This window comes from Kouleothrix sp. (assembly GCF_046328425.1).
In the GTDB taxonomy this organism is placed as follows: Bacteria; Chloroflexota; Chloroflexia; order Chloroflexales; family Roseiflexaceae; genus Kouleothrix.
On record NZ_JAXLWP010000014.1, the window covers coordinates 15,148 to 28,533 of the forward strand.

The following is a 13,386-nucleotide window of genomic DNA, read 5'->3' on the forward strand; positions in this document are numbered from 1 at the left end:
GCCACGCAGTGCAGCCGGCGGCTTCGCCGCCCCGAACCCCACCAGAAGAAATAAAGAAACTCGGGGCGGCGAAGGTCGATAAGCAGACAAGGACGCTCTTGTGGTATGGTTGTTGTCGCCAAACCACAACCAAACACCGACAGGAGCCGCCCTGATGACGACTATACCACAGCTGGCCGCCACGCTTGCGGCGGTGTTGACCGAGGAAGCCGACCGTGCCGGCCGCCAGACCGGCTTTGTTCCGTCGGACGCCAAACTGACCGGCAGGTTCGTGCAACGCTCGTGTTGGCCTCGGGCCGACCCGCGGCGAGCTGAGCGCCCTGACGCAGACGAGTGCCGCCTTGGGCGTAACCATCGCCCGAAGCGCCAGCGGTTTGACCGAACCGCCGCCACCTGTCTGGAACACGTGCTCGGGGCTGATTGGCGAGGTGCTGTGTGCTGACCCACTCAGCTTGCCCATCCTCGACCGCTTCGCCGAGGTGGTGGTGCAAGATAGTACCACGATCCCTTGCCCGGGCGCTCGCTGCGGTCTGACCGGCTGCGGTAATGGCACGCCCGACGCCGGCAACGCGGCGCTTAAGCTCCAGGTCGCCCTCGACCTGCGCACGGGGCGCGCGCCCGACCCTGCACGATGGCCGCGAGTCGATGTCGCCACCCTGCATCACGATCTGCCGCAGGGCGCGGTCCGGCTGGTGGATTTGGGCTATTTGACCTCGCCCTGCTGGCGGAGTTGACGCGCGGGTCGTTCTCGCCATGCGGCACTGCCAGCCTGCAAACGGACGATGGACCGGTGGCGCCTGCACGACCTGCTGGCCGCCATGCCCGGCAACGCTCGATCGCCGGTGCGGCTGGGCGGAGGCGCAGGTGCGGGCGCTTGCTGGCAGTGCGGGCACCGCAGGGGGTCGACCAGCGCCGCCGCCGCTTGCGGAGGAAGCCAAAGCGCAGGCCAGATGGTCGCGCTGCTTGGCCTTGGCGGCGTGGAGCGTGTTTGTGACCACCATCCCGCCGGACGGACTGACCGTGACGGAGGCGCTGGTGCTGGCGCGGGCGCGCTGGCAATCGAACTGCTGTTTGCTGTGGAAAACCACGGGCAGATTGATCTGGTACGGACGTGCAGCCGTGGCGGGTGCTGATGTGGACGCTCAATCAAATTGTGCAGCATTGGCTGCTGCTCGTGAGCGGGTGACGCCCGCACGGAGTTGGGGCAAAGCGGCACAGACAATTCGTACGCATTGATCGCGCTGGCAACGGCGATGGGGCAGCCCGCACGGCTGCGGGACGCGCTGACGACGCTGGCACGCTGTATTCAAGCAGGCTGCCGCAAGAACCGGCGAAACATCCGTGTACCTTCCAGCGGTTTTGATGAGTACCGATAGCTGTGTGGCGTGATGCGCAGGGCGGCGCCGAACCACCAAGAAGAAATATGGGGTGCGTGTTACTGCCCGCGCCGCGCGTCGATCGACACATAATCGCGGCTTGGCTCGCCCGTGTACACCTGGCGCGGCCTGGCGATCTTCTGCTCAGGGTCCTCGAGCAGCTCGACCCACTGTGCCAGCCAGCCGACAGTGCGCGGGATGGCGAACAGCACTGGGAAGAACGGCGTCGGCAGGCCCATAGCCTGGTAGATCAGGCCCGAGTAGAAATCGACGTTCGGGTAAAGCTTGCGCGTGATGAAGTAATCGTCTTCGAGCGCGATCCGCTCGAGCTCGAGCGCCACATCGAGCAGCGGGTTACGGCCCGTCACCTCGAACACCTCGTAGGCCAGCTGCTTGACGATCTTGCCGCGCGGGTCGAAATTCTTATACACGCGGTGGCCGAAGCCCATCAGCTTGCCTTCGCCGCGTTTCACGCTGGCGATAAACTCGGGGATGTTCTTGGTGGTAGCGATCTTCGAGAGCATGCGCACCACCGCCTCGTTCGCGCCGCCGTGCAGCGGGCCGTACAGCGCCGCCGCCGCGCCGGCCAGCGCCACGTACGGGTCGGCATGGGCCGAGCCGATCGCGCGCATGGTGTTGGTGCTGCAGTTCTGCTCGTGGTCGGCGTGCAGGATGAACAGGATATCGAGCGCGCGCTCAAGCACGGGGTTGGGCTTGTAGTGGTGCTCGGTGCGCTTGAACATCATGCTCAGGAAATTGCCGGTGTAGCTCAGATCGTCGTCGGGGTACACCACCGGCAGGCCGCGGATATGGCGGTACGAGAAGGCCGCGATCGTCGGCACCTCGGAGATCAGCCGCACGATCTGCTCGTTGCGGATGGCCGGGTCGAAGATATTGGCCGACTCGGGGTGGAAACTCGACGACGCGCCGACCGCGCTGATGAACATGCCCATGGGGTGCGCGTCGTGGCGGAAGGCGTCGATCAGGTGCTTGATATTCTCGTGAATAAACCAGTGCTTTTTGATCTCGGCTTCGAGCTTGGCTAGCTGAGGCGCCGTAGGCAGCTCGCCGTTCAGGATCAGGTAGGCCGTCTCGAGGTGCGTGCTCTTCTCGGCAAGCTGCTCGATTGGGTAGCCGCGATACAGCAAAATGCCTTCGTCGCCGTCGAGGTAGGTGATCGAGCTTTTCGTCGACGCGGTGTTGGTGAAGGCTGGGTCGTAGCTCATCAGGCCATAGTCGGCCGGATCGAGCTTGAACTGGCGCAGATCGCTTGCGCGGATCGCACCATCGACAATCGGAACCTCGTATTTCTTGCCGGTTCGATTATCGGTTACGGTGAGTGTATCCGTCGACATTGGCGGTTGTAGTCCTTTCTCCTGTAAAGGGTTCTGGTTCCCATAAACGCAAACCTTGGCGAGCGCGGATATTATACCCCGATTTTATCTTTATAGACGATCAAGTGGTGCTATCATACGAGTCGCGCAGATCAGTTTTGTTACAGGTATGCCAATGCCCGAAACCTTTGTTCCGCCGCGCCGGGCGCTTGCGGTGATGGCCCACCCCGACGATATCGAGTTCATGGCCGGCGGCCTGGTGTCGCGCTGGGCGCGCGCTGGCACCGAGCTGCACTACTGCCTGCTGACCGATGGCAACAGCGGCAGCCGCGACCCGAGCCTTACGCCTGCGGCACTGGCGACGATCCGCCGCGCCGAGCAGCAGGCTGCTGGGGCGATCTTCGGCGTGTCAAGCTACGCGTTTCTAGGCCACACCGATGGCCGGCTGGTGGCGAGCATCGAGCTGCGGCTGGCAATCGCCCGCGAGATCCGGCGCGTGCGCCCCGACGCAGTGCTCACGTGCGACCCGCGCTTCTTCTATGGGCCGAGCTATATCAACCACCCCGACCATCGCGCCGCCGCCGAGGCGACGCTGGCCGCGGTGATGCCGATCGCCAACACGCGCCTGGCCGCGCTCGAGCTGCTGGCCGAGGGCCTCGAGCCGCACGATGTCGCCGAAGTGTACATGGCCATCCCCGACTCTGCAACGCTGTGGGTACCGCTGGAAAAGCAAGATCTCGACCGCAAGATCGACGCGATGCGGGCGCATGCCAGCCAGCTGGGCGGCTGGGACGCGGCCGCGATGATCCGCCAGTTCGCCGAAGGCACCGCCCAGCAGGCGCGCGCCAATGGCGTCGAGTGTGCCCTGGCCGAGGCGTACGTGCGCGTGGTGCTGCGCCAGCCACCGCCCGCCGACTGAGGCACGCATTGCCAGCTCATTGCACCGAAGGCGTACGGGCGCGATAGTTCGCGACCGCACCGTGTCAAGCCGATCATAGGACGTACGCGGTGTCCTCCCGCATGGGAGGCTTGGAGGGCTTGCGCCCTCCAAAATCATCTCTTTTTTTTGGCCGGTCGCGGCCACGGCGGTGGCCACGGCCGGCCAAAAAGGAAGTTTCGGGGCGACAAAGCCGCCCCCCGAACCCCACCGCGTAACTCGTGTCAATTCAATGGAGAAAACTATGACACACGAGACCGCCGCAGCAAGCATTGGCCACGCGCCGCTGGTGATCGAGCCAGTGGCCAGCGCACGCGCCAAATCGCGCTTCATCATGTTCCCCTGGCAGGTGTACGCCGGCAACCCGGCGTGGGTGCCGCCGCTGCTGAGCGAGCGCAAGCGCACCTTCGACCCGGCCGTCAACCCGTTCTTCAAGCATGCCGAGGTGCAGCTGTTTGTCGCGCGCCGTGGCAGCCAGGACGCCGGCACGATCGCCGCGATCGTCAACCACGCCTACACCAGCGTCCAGCACGAGGATGTAGGCTTCTTCGGCTTTTTCGAAGTGCGGCGCGACGCCGAGGCCGCCGCAGCGCTGCTGGCCGCCGCCGAGGATTGGCTGCGGGCGCGCGGGCTGCGCACCGTGCGCGGCCCGATCAACTTCGCCACCGACAACGAGTCCGGGCTGCTGCTCGACGCATTCGACCAGCCGCCGATACTGATGACCGCCTACAACCCGCCATACTACCGCGAGTATATCGAGGGCGCCGGCTACAGCAAGGCGATGGACTGGTACGCCTACATGCTCGACCGCGCCCACCTCGGCGGTGGTGCGACCGACGCGCTGCCGCCCAAGCTGCTGCGCACCGTCGAGATCGCGCGGCGGCGCAGCGGGGCAACCTTCCGCAAAGTGCGCATGAACGAGTTCGCCGCCGAGCTTGGGCGCGTGCGGACGATCTACAACCGCGCCTGGGAGCGCAACTACAGCTTCGTGCCAATGGACGACGACGAGATCGACTATATGGCTGCGGGGCTGAAGTCGATCATCGACCCCGACCTAGTATTCATTGCCGAAGTGCACGGCGAGCCGGTGGGCGTATCGATCAGCCTGCCCGACTACAACCAGGTGCTGCAGCATATTAACGGCCGGCTGCTGCCGTTCGGCTGGCTGCGGGTGCTGCGCGAGCGCTCGCACATCGACACGGCGCGCGTTTTCGCCATGGGCATCGTGCCCGAGTACCGCCAGCGCGGCATCGACGCGGTGTTTTATTTTGAAACGTTCAAGGAAGGCGTGCGCAAGGGCTACCAGCGCGCCGAGCTGTCGCTAATCGTCGAGAACAACCTGCCGATGCGGCGGGTGATCGAGGGGCTGGGAGCCTGGATCAACAAAACCTACCGGATCTACGAGAAGCGGCTGCCATAGCAGCGGAGAACACAGCGCAGGTTGCAGAACGAAATCTGCAACCTGCGAGCTTGCAAAGGAGCCTGGCACGGCGCCGCGAACCGGCCGGAGGTGGATCGGCTAGCCCTTCACCGAGCCGGCCAGCAGGCCGCGCACGAAGAAGCGCTGGAGGCTGAAGAATACGACCAGCGGCAGCAACATCGAGATGAACGCGCCGGCCGTCAGCAAGTGCCAATCCTGGCCGCGCGAGCCAGTGATATTGGCCAGCACCATCGTCAGCACTTGCACATTTGGCGTCGCGCCGATAAAGATCAGCGCCACCAGGTAGTCGTTCCAGACCCACAGGAACTGGAAGATCGCGAACGACGCCAGCGCCGGCACCGAGAGCGGCAGGATCAGGCGCGTGAAGATCGTAAACGGCGTCGCGCCATCGATAAATGCCGACTCAAGGATCTCGCGCGGCAGCTCGCTGATGTAGTTGTACAGCAGGTAGGTGGCCAGCGGCAGGCCGAAGCCGGTGTGCGCCAGCCAGACGGACAAAAAGGTGCCATTGATACCCAGACGCACGTAGTCGCGCAGGATCGGCACCAGCGCCAGCTGGAGCGGCACTACCAGCAGTGTCACAATGATCGCGAACAGCAGCTTGCGGCCAGGGAAGCGCATCCAGGCGAACCCATACGCGGCGAATGCCGCCATCAAGATCGGGATCACCGTCGCGGGAATCGACACGGCCACCGAGTTCAGGAACGCGCTGCCGAAGTCGGTACCCGCATCGGCTTTAACGACGCCATTCTGATCCTCGGCTTTGCCGGTGAGCACGTTTTGGTAATTGCGCAATGTGAAGTTGGTATCCGCGCGCGTTTGATAGCTTTGTACGGCGATCGAGCGCTGGCGGCGGCTGGCCCACTTGATCTGCCCGCCATCGGGCAGCGGGTAGCCGGCTTGGAGCTGGGCGTCAGTCACCGACAGGCCGCCAAGATCCGGAATAACCACCGGCTGATCGAGCGGCGTGGCGCGCGGCAGCGTAATCGTCTGGCTGGTGACCAGCTCGCTATGCGGGAAGATCGCCCACCAGCCACTGGTATTAATGTTATTACGCGGCCGGAACGATGAGATCAGCAAGCCAAAGGTCGGAACCGTCCAAAGCAGGCAGATGATCGCCAGCACAATATTGACGAACAGGGTGCCTATAAGCTGTTGGCGGCGTTTGCTGATGGCGCGAGGGCTGACCGCTGTAGCACTCATCTGAAGCCCTCCTGCTTACCTAACTGTCGCAGATTATAGTAGATCACCGGCGAAACCGCGATCAGCAGCACGATCGCAATCGCCGCGCCGCGCCCGAAATCGCGATTGGTGAAGAACTGGCGGTAGAACTGCGTCGCAATCACGTGCGTACCGTACTGGCCGCCGGTCATCACGATCACCACGTCGAAAATCTTGAGCGAGAAGATCACGATTGTGGTGGTGACGGTAATGATCGTGCTCATGATCGCCGGGATCATAATCTGGAAGAACACCTGCCACTCGGTCGCGCCGTCGACGCGCGAGGCCTCGAGGATGTCGGTGGGGATGCCTTTGATCGCCGACGAGAAAATCACCATCGCGAAGCCAGTCTGGAGCCAGATCATGATGATCACCAGGAACAAGTTGTTCCACGGCTGGAGCAGGCTCGTCCAGGCTTGCGGCTGGCCGCCCAAGCCGGTCACGATCGCGTTGAGCAGGCCGATCTGCGGCTCGCCGGGCGGTGCATAGTAGTAGATGAAGCGCCAGATCACGCCGGCGCCGACGAACGAGATCGCCATCGGCATGAAGATCAGCGCCTTGGCCAGATTCTCGAACTTGCTGCGGTCGGCCAGCACGGCGATCACCAGGCCAAAGATGACGCATCCGGCGGTGCCGAAGATCATCCAGATCAGGTTGTTACGGAACGACTCGAGCATGCTACGGTCGGTAATAGCAAACACATAGTTGCGCAGGCCAACAAACTGGGTCGAGTCGTTATTCAGCAGGCTCAGATAGATCGTACGCAGCGTGGGAAGGAACAGAAACCAGCCAAGCATAAAAACGGCGGGGCCAACAAAGACGAACGGCCGCAAGTAGGCTTTGGCTGCATCGCCGAACTGCTCGATCAACAGGTTGGCCGAGAAGAACAGCGCCGCCACGCCGCCGACGCCCCACACAATGGCTACGAGCGTCGTGACAATTTTTGGCGCCGTGTTTTGATTATCGCGCAAGAAAATAAAACCGTACCAAATTGCTATCAAGGTAACGGCCACCGCGAGAAGCGCCATCGCGATCCGACCAACCCCACCTTCCTGGGCTGCCGCCTGCCGTCGCGGCTCGATCTCCGTTAATCGTGCCATTGTTACTCTCCCTTAGCACCTGCGCATTCGGAGCGGCGAGTGTGTGCGGCACAGCCGCGCCGAGCCATCTGGTGGCAACGATCGTGAAAGTAGGCTGGGGCGCGCCGCAGGCGACGCACCCCAGCCTCCGACACTACTTCACGTTGGCCCAGCCGGCCTGGATCTCCTCCAGGGCCTTGTCCAAGTCAACCGTGCCAGCAACATAGTCGGTCATACCCTTCCAGAACGTGCCCGCGCCCACGACGCCCGGCATCAAGTCCGAGCCGTCGAAGCGCACGCTCTCGGCCTTCAGCAGGATGTCTGCCACGGCCTTATCGGTTGGGTTCGAGTACCAGTCGAGGTTCGAATCCTTGTGCGGCGAGGTCGCGCCGCCGGCTTTGACCCACTTCTCGATCGAGGCGCCCGAGCTAAAGAACGCTAGCGTCGCGCGCACTTCGGGCCGATCGGCGAAGCCGGAGTACAGGTCGCCCGAGAACAGCACGGGCTTGCCATACTGCGGATCGACCGGCGGGAAGTAGAACACGCCGTAGTCCTCGGGCTTGGTGCCCTCGGGGAAGAAGCTGACGATGAAGCTGCCCTGCTTGTGCAGGTAGCACTTGGGATCGGGCTTGTCGAACATCGGCTTGGGCGCATCACCGAAGCTGGTGGTGACGATCTTGGCGCGCCCGCCGTACACGTACTTGTCGTTGAACCAGATGTCCGACCACTTCTGCACGGCGGTCTTGACGATCGGGTCGGTGAACTTCAGCTCGCCCTTGACCCACTTGTCGTAGTTCTCGAGCGAGGTGGTGCGGAGCATCATCTCCTCGGTCCAGTCGGTGGCCGGCCAGCCGGTAGCTGCGCCCGACTCGATGCCGATGCACCAGGGGGTATCGCCGTCCTTCACGATCTGATCCTGCAGCGCCGTCAGCTCTTCCCAGGTGGTCGGGATCTTGTAGCCGGCGTCGTCGAAGGCTTTCTTAGGATAGAACACGACGCTCTTGGGGAAGGCGCGATGCCACACACCGGCGACGATCTTGCCGTTCGGGCCGTCGAGCGTCGCGATATCCAGGTAGCTCTGGTTGTAGTTCTGCTTGTACCATTCGGGCTTAATGAACTTAGTAACGTCGATGATTTTGCCGCTCTTGGCAAAGCTAGCAGCAAGGCCTGGCTGCGGGAAGTCCGCAATATCAGGCGGGTTGGCGCCATCGACGCGCGCCGCGATCGTGGCCTCGAACTCCTTGGTACCTTCGTACTGGATGTCGATACCAGTCATGTCCTCGAACTCTTTGATCGTATCGTTGAACTTATTGGCATCTACATCGACAAACGGGCCGGTCATGGTGACCTTGGTGCCCTTGAGCTTGCCGTCGAAGGCATCAACCAGATCCTGGCTGATTGTGGCGGCTTTAGCCTTCAAGTCGGCCATTGCCGAGCTGCCTTCGGATGACGCGGCTGCGGCGGTCGGCGCGGCCGTCGGGGCCGGCGCAGCGGTAGCCTCAGGGGCAGCTGTCGGGGCCGGAGCGGCCGTCGGGGCTGGCGCAGCCGTGGGCTGCTCGGCCGGCGCGGGAGCCTGCGTCGGAGTTGCCGCGGTGCCACCACCGCAGGCGGCCAGGATCATGCTGGCCAGCATTGCCAGTAGAACGAGCGAGAAGCTCTTCGTTCGCATGGATCTGTCCTCCTAACATTCATTGTAACCGAGGATCATCAGACAAACTGAAACGCGGGTGATGCCCCATGGCAGCAGTTCTGGGCCGGCTCACCTCCTTTCAAGTCGAATAACAACCCGGTATATGCAAAGCGCAGCGCATCCAACGTCGAAGGCCAGGTGCGAGCCGCAGCCAGCGTGGAAGCGCGCATAGCATACATCCAAAACCATGATTTGTACACTAAACCACTGCACGAAAAAAACACGTGCCCAGCCAACACAGCTCTATTGCTTCAGGAAGCCTAACGCGCCTGGCGGCCGATGTGTCAGGCGGTTTCGCGCCGCACGATCTCCAGCTGTAGCGTCACGCGCTGCACCGGCCGCGCCCGGTCGGCAAGGCGCGCCAGCAGTAGCTCAACCGCCACGCGCCCCGACTCCTCCAGCGGCTGGCGCACCGTCGTCAGCCCGATGTAGTCGGCCACCTCGACATCGTCGAAGCCAATCACCGCAAGCTCACTCGGTACCGCCAGGCCGCGCTCGCGAGCGGCCTTGAGCACGCCCATCGCCTGCGTATCGCTCGGCGCGAAAATCGCGGTTGGCGGGCCGGGCGCCTCGAGCAGCTGGTGCGTCAGCTTGCGCGCCTGCTCGAGGCCATGCTGCCCCGTCCGCACGTGCTCGGGCTGCAATTCGCAGCCGGCCGCGCGCAGCGCGCGCTGGTAGCCCAGAAAGCGCCGCTCGCTGGTGTGGATCGCGTAGTCGGGCACGTTGGCGTCGCCGACAAAGCCAAAGCGCCGGTGGCCACGTTCGAGCAGGTAGCGCGCAACCATCTCGCCGCCGGCATCGTCGTCGATCTCGACGCTGCTGAACCACGGGTTCGTACATTCGATCAAGACTGTCTCGAGGTTATGCATCCGCAGGCGTTGCGCCGCAGCCGAGCCAAACGGCAGCGCCATCACGATCAGGCCATCGAGCCGGCGCGTCACCGGCAGTGTTGAAAGGTAGCCATCGCGCCGCGAGGCCGACTCGACATTGTAGATCACCATCTCGTAGGCTGCGTCGGTCAGCGTGGCAACACCGCGCAGCCGCTGTACGAACGACGGGTAGGTGATAAACGGGGCAAGCACCCCGATCCGCCGAGTGCCTTTACGCGCCCGCGCCGTCGCCTCGGCTTTCGGCACGAAATTCAGCTGGTCGATCGCCGCCAGCACGCGCGTACGCGTCGACTCGTTCACCTGGTCGGGCGAGTTGAGCACGCGCGATACTGTCGAAATACTCACGTTGGCCAGATCGGCTACGTCGTAGATCGTCGGGTCTGACATCGCTAACCCCATCTCTCTGCGATCACGGATGGGGAATCATCCACACTATACACTTGCTCGTTCTTTTATGAAAGCACTTTCATTATAGCATAGCTTCGCAGGCTTGTCAATATCATTGCGCAAAATCCCTGACCCTGAAGGCTTCGCGTACGCAATCGTTTACTCAGCACATGTGAACGCATTGTGAACATATAATGAAAGCGCTACCATATTACGCGAATGGCACGATTTTGTCAAAAACCTTTTTATTGTCGAGAGTATTATCAGGCAGGCTGCGGCGATCGCTCGCGCTTGCGGCGAAGTTTATGAAATCGATTTCACGGAAAACCAGGCTCTAATACTCGTACAGCAATTCTCTTGCCATGCTTTGCCAGGCCATTGACAAATACGGCGAGCTGCGCTAGAATATTTATTGTCATATTGACAATAAATATTCGCAAAGGACGATCCCATGAGCATATTCGACGGCCAGCGGCTCAACGACCAGACGTTCAAGCTCGACGCCGAGCGCATGCGCGCCGGCTGGTATTCCGACAAATATTTCGAAAACATTGTGGGCATGCTCGGCGACCTATCGCGGCGCGGCTACCGCTTTGGCGGCAGCTCGACGCGCCTGGCGGCCATCGGCGTCGACCCGCGCGGCATCGACGTAGGCGATCTCGTCGTCGAGATGCAGTGGTTCACGCGCCGCCAGCCCTGCTCGGTGGTTGCCGGCGTCGACAAGGCGCTGGCGATGCTGAAGTGCTGCACTGGCTACTTCTCAGACGGCAGCTTTGTGAACACCTACGATCAGCTTGAGGTCGAAGCTGTGCACGACGGCGCGATCGTGCGCTACAGCGGCGACCCGCTAAACGTGCAGCCAGTGCTGAAAGTGCGCGGGCGCTATCGCGACTTCGCGCTGCTCGAAACCCCAAGCCTCGGCGCGCTCACCCGCGCCACGCGGATCGCGACAAACGTGTACAATGTGCTGGTGGCGGCGCGCGGCAAGCCGGTGCTCTTCTTCCCGGCACGCTTCGACGCCCACGAGGTGCAGGCGGCCGACGGCTACGCCTACAACATCGCGGTGCAGCGCTTCAACCACGACCACGGGCACACGGTCAGCTCGTTTATTTCGACCGACGCGCAGGGCGACTGGTGGGGCGGGCTGGGCGGCGGCACGGTGGCGCACGCCGCGATTGCCGCGTTTCTGGGCGATACCGTCGAGTGTATGCTAGCCTTCGCCGAGACGCGCCCGGTCGAGATCCCGCGGATCGCGCTGATCGATTTCGACAACGACTGCGTCGGCACGACCATGGCAGTGATGGACGCGATGTTTGCGCGCTACCGCGAGCTGACCGACGCCGGCCAGCTGGCCGAGGCCGAGCGCTACCGCCTGTTCGGCGTGCGCCCCGACACCAGCGGCACCCTGCGCGACAAGAGCGTGCCGCCCATCGGCCAGAAGGATCTGGACATGGGCGTGACGCCGCGGCTGGTGTTCTACCTGCGCCAGGCGATCGACGACGCCTGGCAGCGCTGGCAGCTCACGCCCGCCTGGGCCGCGCGCGCGCGCCAGTGGTGCCGCGAGGTGAAGATCGTAGTGACGGGCGGTTTCGGGCCACGCAAGATCCGGCGCTTTGAAGAGCTGGGCGTGCCAGCCGACATCTACGGCGTCGGCTCGTCGCTGTTCTCGAATAGCGACGAGGAAGGCACCAACAACGACTTCACCGCCGACATTGTGCGGGTGAAGGTAGCTGGCGCCTGGCACGATCTGGTGAAAACCGGCCGCCGCGCCTGCGATAATCCGGATCTCTCGCTGGTGACGCGGTAGCGCTTACTGTGGCAGGGCGCTGCTATCCGATGTATTGTGTGCAGTTTTCCGCGCTCCACGCGGAAAACTGCACGCAGAGCTGCCGCAGGCGAAAAAGCGCACCTGAGGAAGCCGAGGCACACAGCGGCGCAACCGCCACGCCGGGCGCAAGCAAAGCACCGCCTATGCGCGACGCAAAAGCTCTAGCCGAATACCTGCGCCAGCGCAAGCCGCTGACCAGCGTGGTGAGCTACCCTGGCCGCGGGCCATGGGGCGATAATCGCTACCCAGGCAACTGCTCGGGCTACCTGCTGATCGACCTGTGCGCGACCTTCCGCCCCAGCCGCGTGCTCGATCCGATGGAGGGCGGCGGCACCAGCCGCGAGGTATGTGCCGATCTGGGCGTCGAGTACGCCGGCTTCGACCTGCACTCCGGCACCGATAGCCTGCGCGACCCAATCGGCGCAGGCTACGACCTGATCTTCTGGCACCCGCCCTACCACGACATGAAGCTCTACAGCGACGACCCGCGCGACCTCAGCCGCGCCGGCTCGCTCGCGGCGTTTCAAGCGCTGCTGCGCGCGGCCTACTGGCGCTTTTTCGAGCTGCTGGCGCCGGGCGGGCGCATGGCGATCCTCATGGGCGACCTGCGGCGCCAGGGCCGCTACGAGCCGCTCACGCACGACGTGGTGCGCCTCGACCGCCCGCACCTCGAGGGCATCGTCGTCAAAATGCAGCATAATGTCAGCTCGAACACGACGCAGTACGGCGGGGCATTCGTACCGATCCTGCATGAGACACTCACGATCTTCCGCCGCCCAGCCAGGTAGCAGCCACACACACCGCAGCCGCCGCGAATACTGCTCGCGGCGATCGTTTCTATATAAAAACGCCCGCGCTTGCCACCTGCGCGGGCATTCGGGCGTCAGATCAGTCGGATGGCGCTAGAGTACCAGCGAGAGAAAGCGCTGCACCAGAGTGGGCGATGTGCGCCGGGGAGGCGGCGCGGGTGCTGCGGGCCGGCACGAGGGGCAGTGCTGCAGGCCAAGCGCGACCTTGGCGGTAAACAGGCCGCCGCAGCCCGCGCAGGGCAATCGGTGGTTTGCCTCGCGCTGATGATAGCGCCCGTGAGACGCACACCATACCGCGTGTGGCCGGCACGTGCGGCACAAGTGCTGCGCCTGGCCCTCCGGCCCATCGCAGACGCGCCGCCAATCCGGGTCGAACAGCGCGCTGGCGCCGCCA

11 protein-coding genes are annotated in these 13,386 nt (G+C 63.5%); 6 read left to right on the forward strand and 5 right to left on the reverse strand.

Annotated features, from left to right (window positions below):
* Positions 1–341 precede the first annotated feature (341 nt).
* Both U0177_RS14240 and U0177_RS14245 read left to right on the forward strand, forming a co-directional pair.
* The gene (locus tag U0177_RS14240; protein ID WP_409571305.1) at positions 342–734 is read left to right on the forward strand and encodes a hypothetical protein; all 393 of its coding nucleotides are present in this window, start codon (positions 342–344) and stop codon (positions 732–734) included.
* 256 nt (positions 735–990) lie between these two features.
* Positions 991–1,236, forward strand: coding sequence for a hypothetical protein (locus tag U0177_RS14245; RefSeq protein WP_409571306.1), 246 nt, complete (start codon positions 991–993; stop codon positions 1,234–1,236).
* A 199-nt stretch (positions 1,237–1,435) separates the two neighbouring features.
* On the opposite strand, the gene U0177_RS14250 is transcribed toward U0177_RS14245, so the two are convergent.
* The gene (locus U0177_RS14250; protein ID WP_409571307.1) at positions 1,436–2,731 is read right to left on the reverse strand and encodes a citrate synthase; all 1,296 of its coding nucleotides are present in this window, start codon (positions 2,729–2,731) and stop codon (positions 1,436–1,438) included.
* Positions 2,732–2,885: 154 nt separating this feature from the next.
* On the opposite strand from U0177_RS14250, the gene U0177_RS14255 reads away from it, so the two are divergent.
* Together U0177_RS14255 and U0177_RS14260 are read left to right on the forward strand one after the other, a co-directional pair.
* Positions 2,886–3,629 carry a PIG-L deacetylase family protein gene (locus U0177_RS14255; RefSeq protein WP_409571308.1) on the forward strand — a complete coding sequence of 248 codons (744 nt, stop codon included), beginning with the start codon at positions 2,886–2,888 and terminating at the stop codon, positions 3,627–3,629.
* A 262-nt stretch (positions 3,630–3,891) separates the two neighbouring features.
* Positions 3,892–5,067: an N-acetyltransferase family protein gene (locus U0177_RS14260; RefSeq protein ID WP_409571309.1), complete on the forward strand. Its 1,176-nt coding sequence runs from the start codon at positions 3,892–3,894 to the stop codon at positions 5,065–5,067.
* Positions 5,068–5,166: 99 nt separating this feature from the next.
* Here U0177_RS14260 and U0177_RS14265 read toward each other — a convergent pair whose 3' ends face one another.
* The 4 genes from U0177_RS14265 to U0177_RS14280 form a co-directional block, all read right to left on the reverse strand.
* Positions 5,167–6,291 carry a carbohydrate ABC transporter permease gene (locus tag U0177_RS14265; protein WP_409571310.1) on the reverse strand — a complete coding sequence of 375 codons (1,125 nt, stop codon included), beginning with the start codon at positions 6,289–6,291 and terminating at the stop codon, positions 5,167–5,169.
* Positions 6,288–7,409 (reverse strand): carbohydrate ABC transporter permease, encoded by a 1,122-nt coding sequence (locus U0177_RS14270; protein WP_409571311.1) that lies wholly within the window; start codon positions 7,407–7,409, stop codon positions 6,288–6,290. Before U0177_RS14270 ends, U0177_RS14265 begins: the two co-directional genes overlap by 4 nt.
* Before the next feature lie 133 nt (positions 7,410–7,542).
* A complete protein-coding gene (locus U0177_RS14275) occupies positions 7,543–9,057 on the reverse strand; it encodes an ABC transporter substrate-binding protein (protein WP_409571312.1) in 1,515 nt (504 codons plus the stop codon).
* A 305-nt stretch (positions 9,058–9,362) separates the two neighbouring features.
* Positions 9,363–10,355, reverse strand: a complete 993-nt coding sequence (locus U0177_RS14280) for a LacI family DNA-binding transcriptional regulator (RefSeq protein WP_409571313.1) — start codon at positions 10,353–10,355, stop codon at positions 9,363–9,365.
* A gap of 451 nt (positions 10,356–10,806) precedes the next feature.
* Here U0177_RS14280 and U0177_RS14285 point away from each other — a divergent pair, with 451 nt between their 5' ends.
* Together U0177_RS14285 and U0177_RS14290 are read left to right on the forward strand one after the other, a co-directional pair.
* Positions 10,807–12,162, forward strand: coding sequence for a nicotinate phosphoribosyltransferase (locus U0177_RS14285; RefSeq protein WP_409571314.1), 1,356 nt, complete (start codon positions 10,807–10,809; stop codon positions 12,160–12,162).
* Positions 12,163–12,326: 164 nt separating this feature from the next.
* Positions 12,327–12,971: a DNA modification methylase gene (locus tag U0177_RS14290; protein WP_409571315.1), complete on the forward strand. Its 645-nt coding sequence runs from the start codon at positions 12,327–12,329 to the stop codon at positions 12,969–12,971.
* The last annotated feature ends 415 nt before the right edge of the window (positions 12,972–13,386 follow it).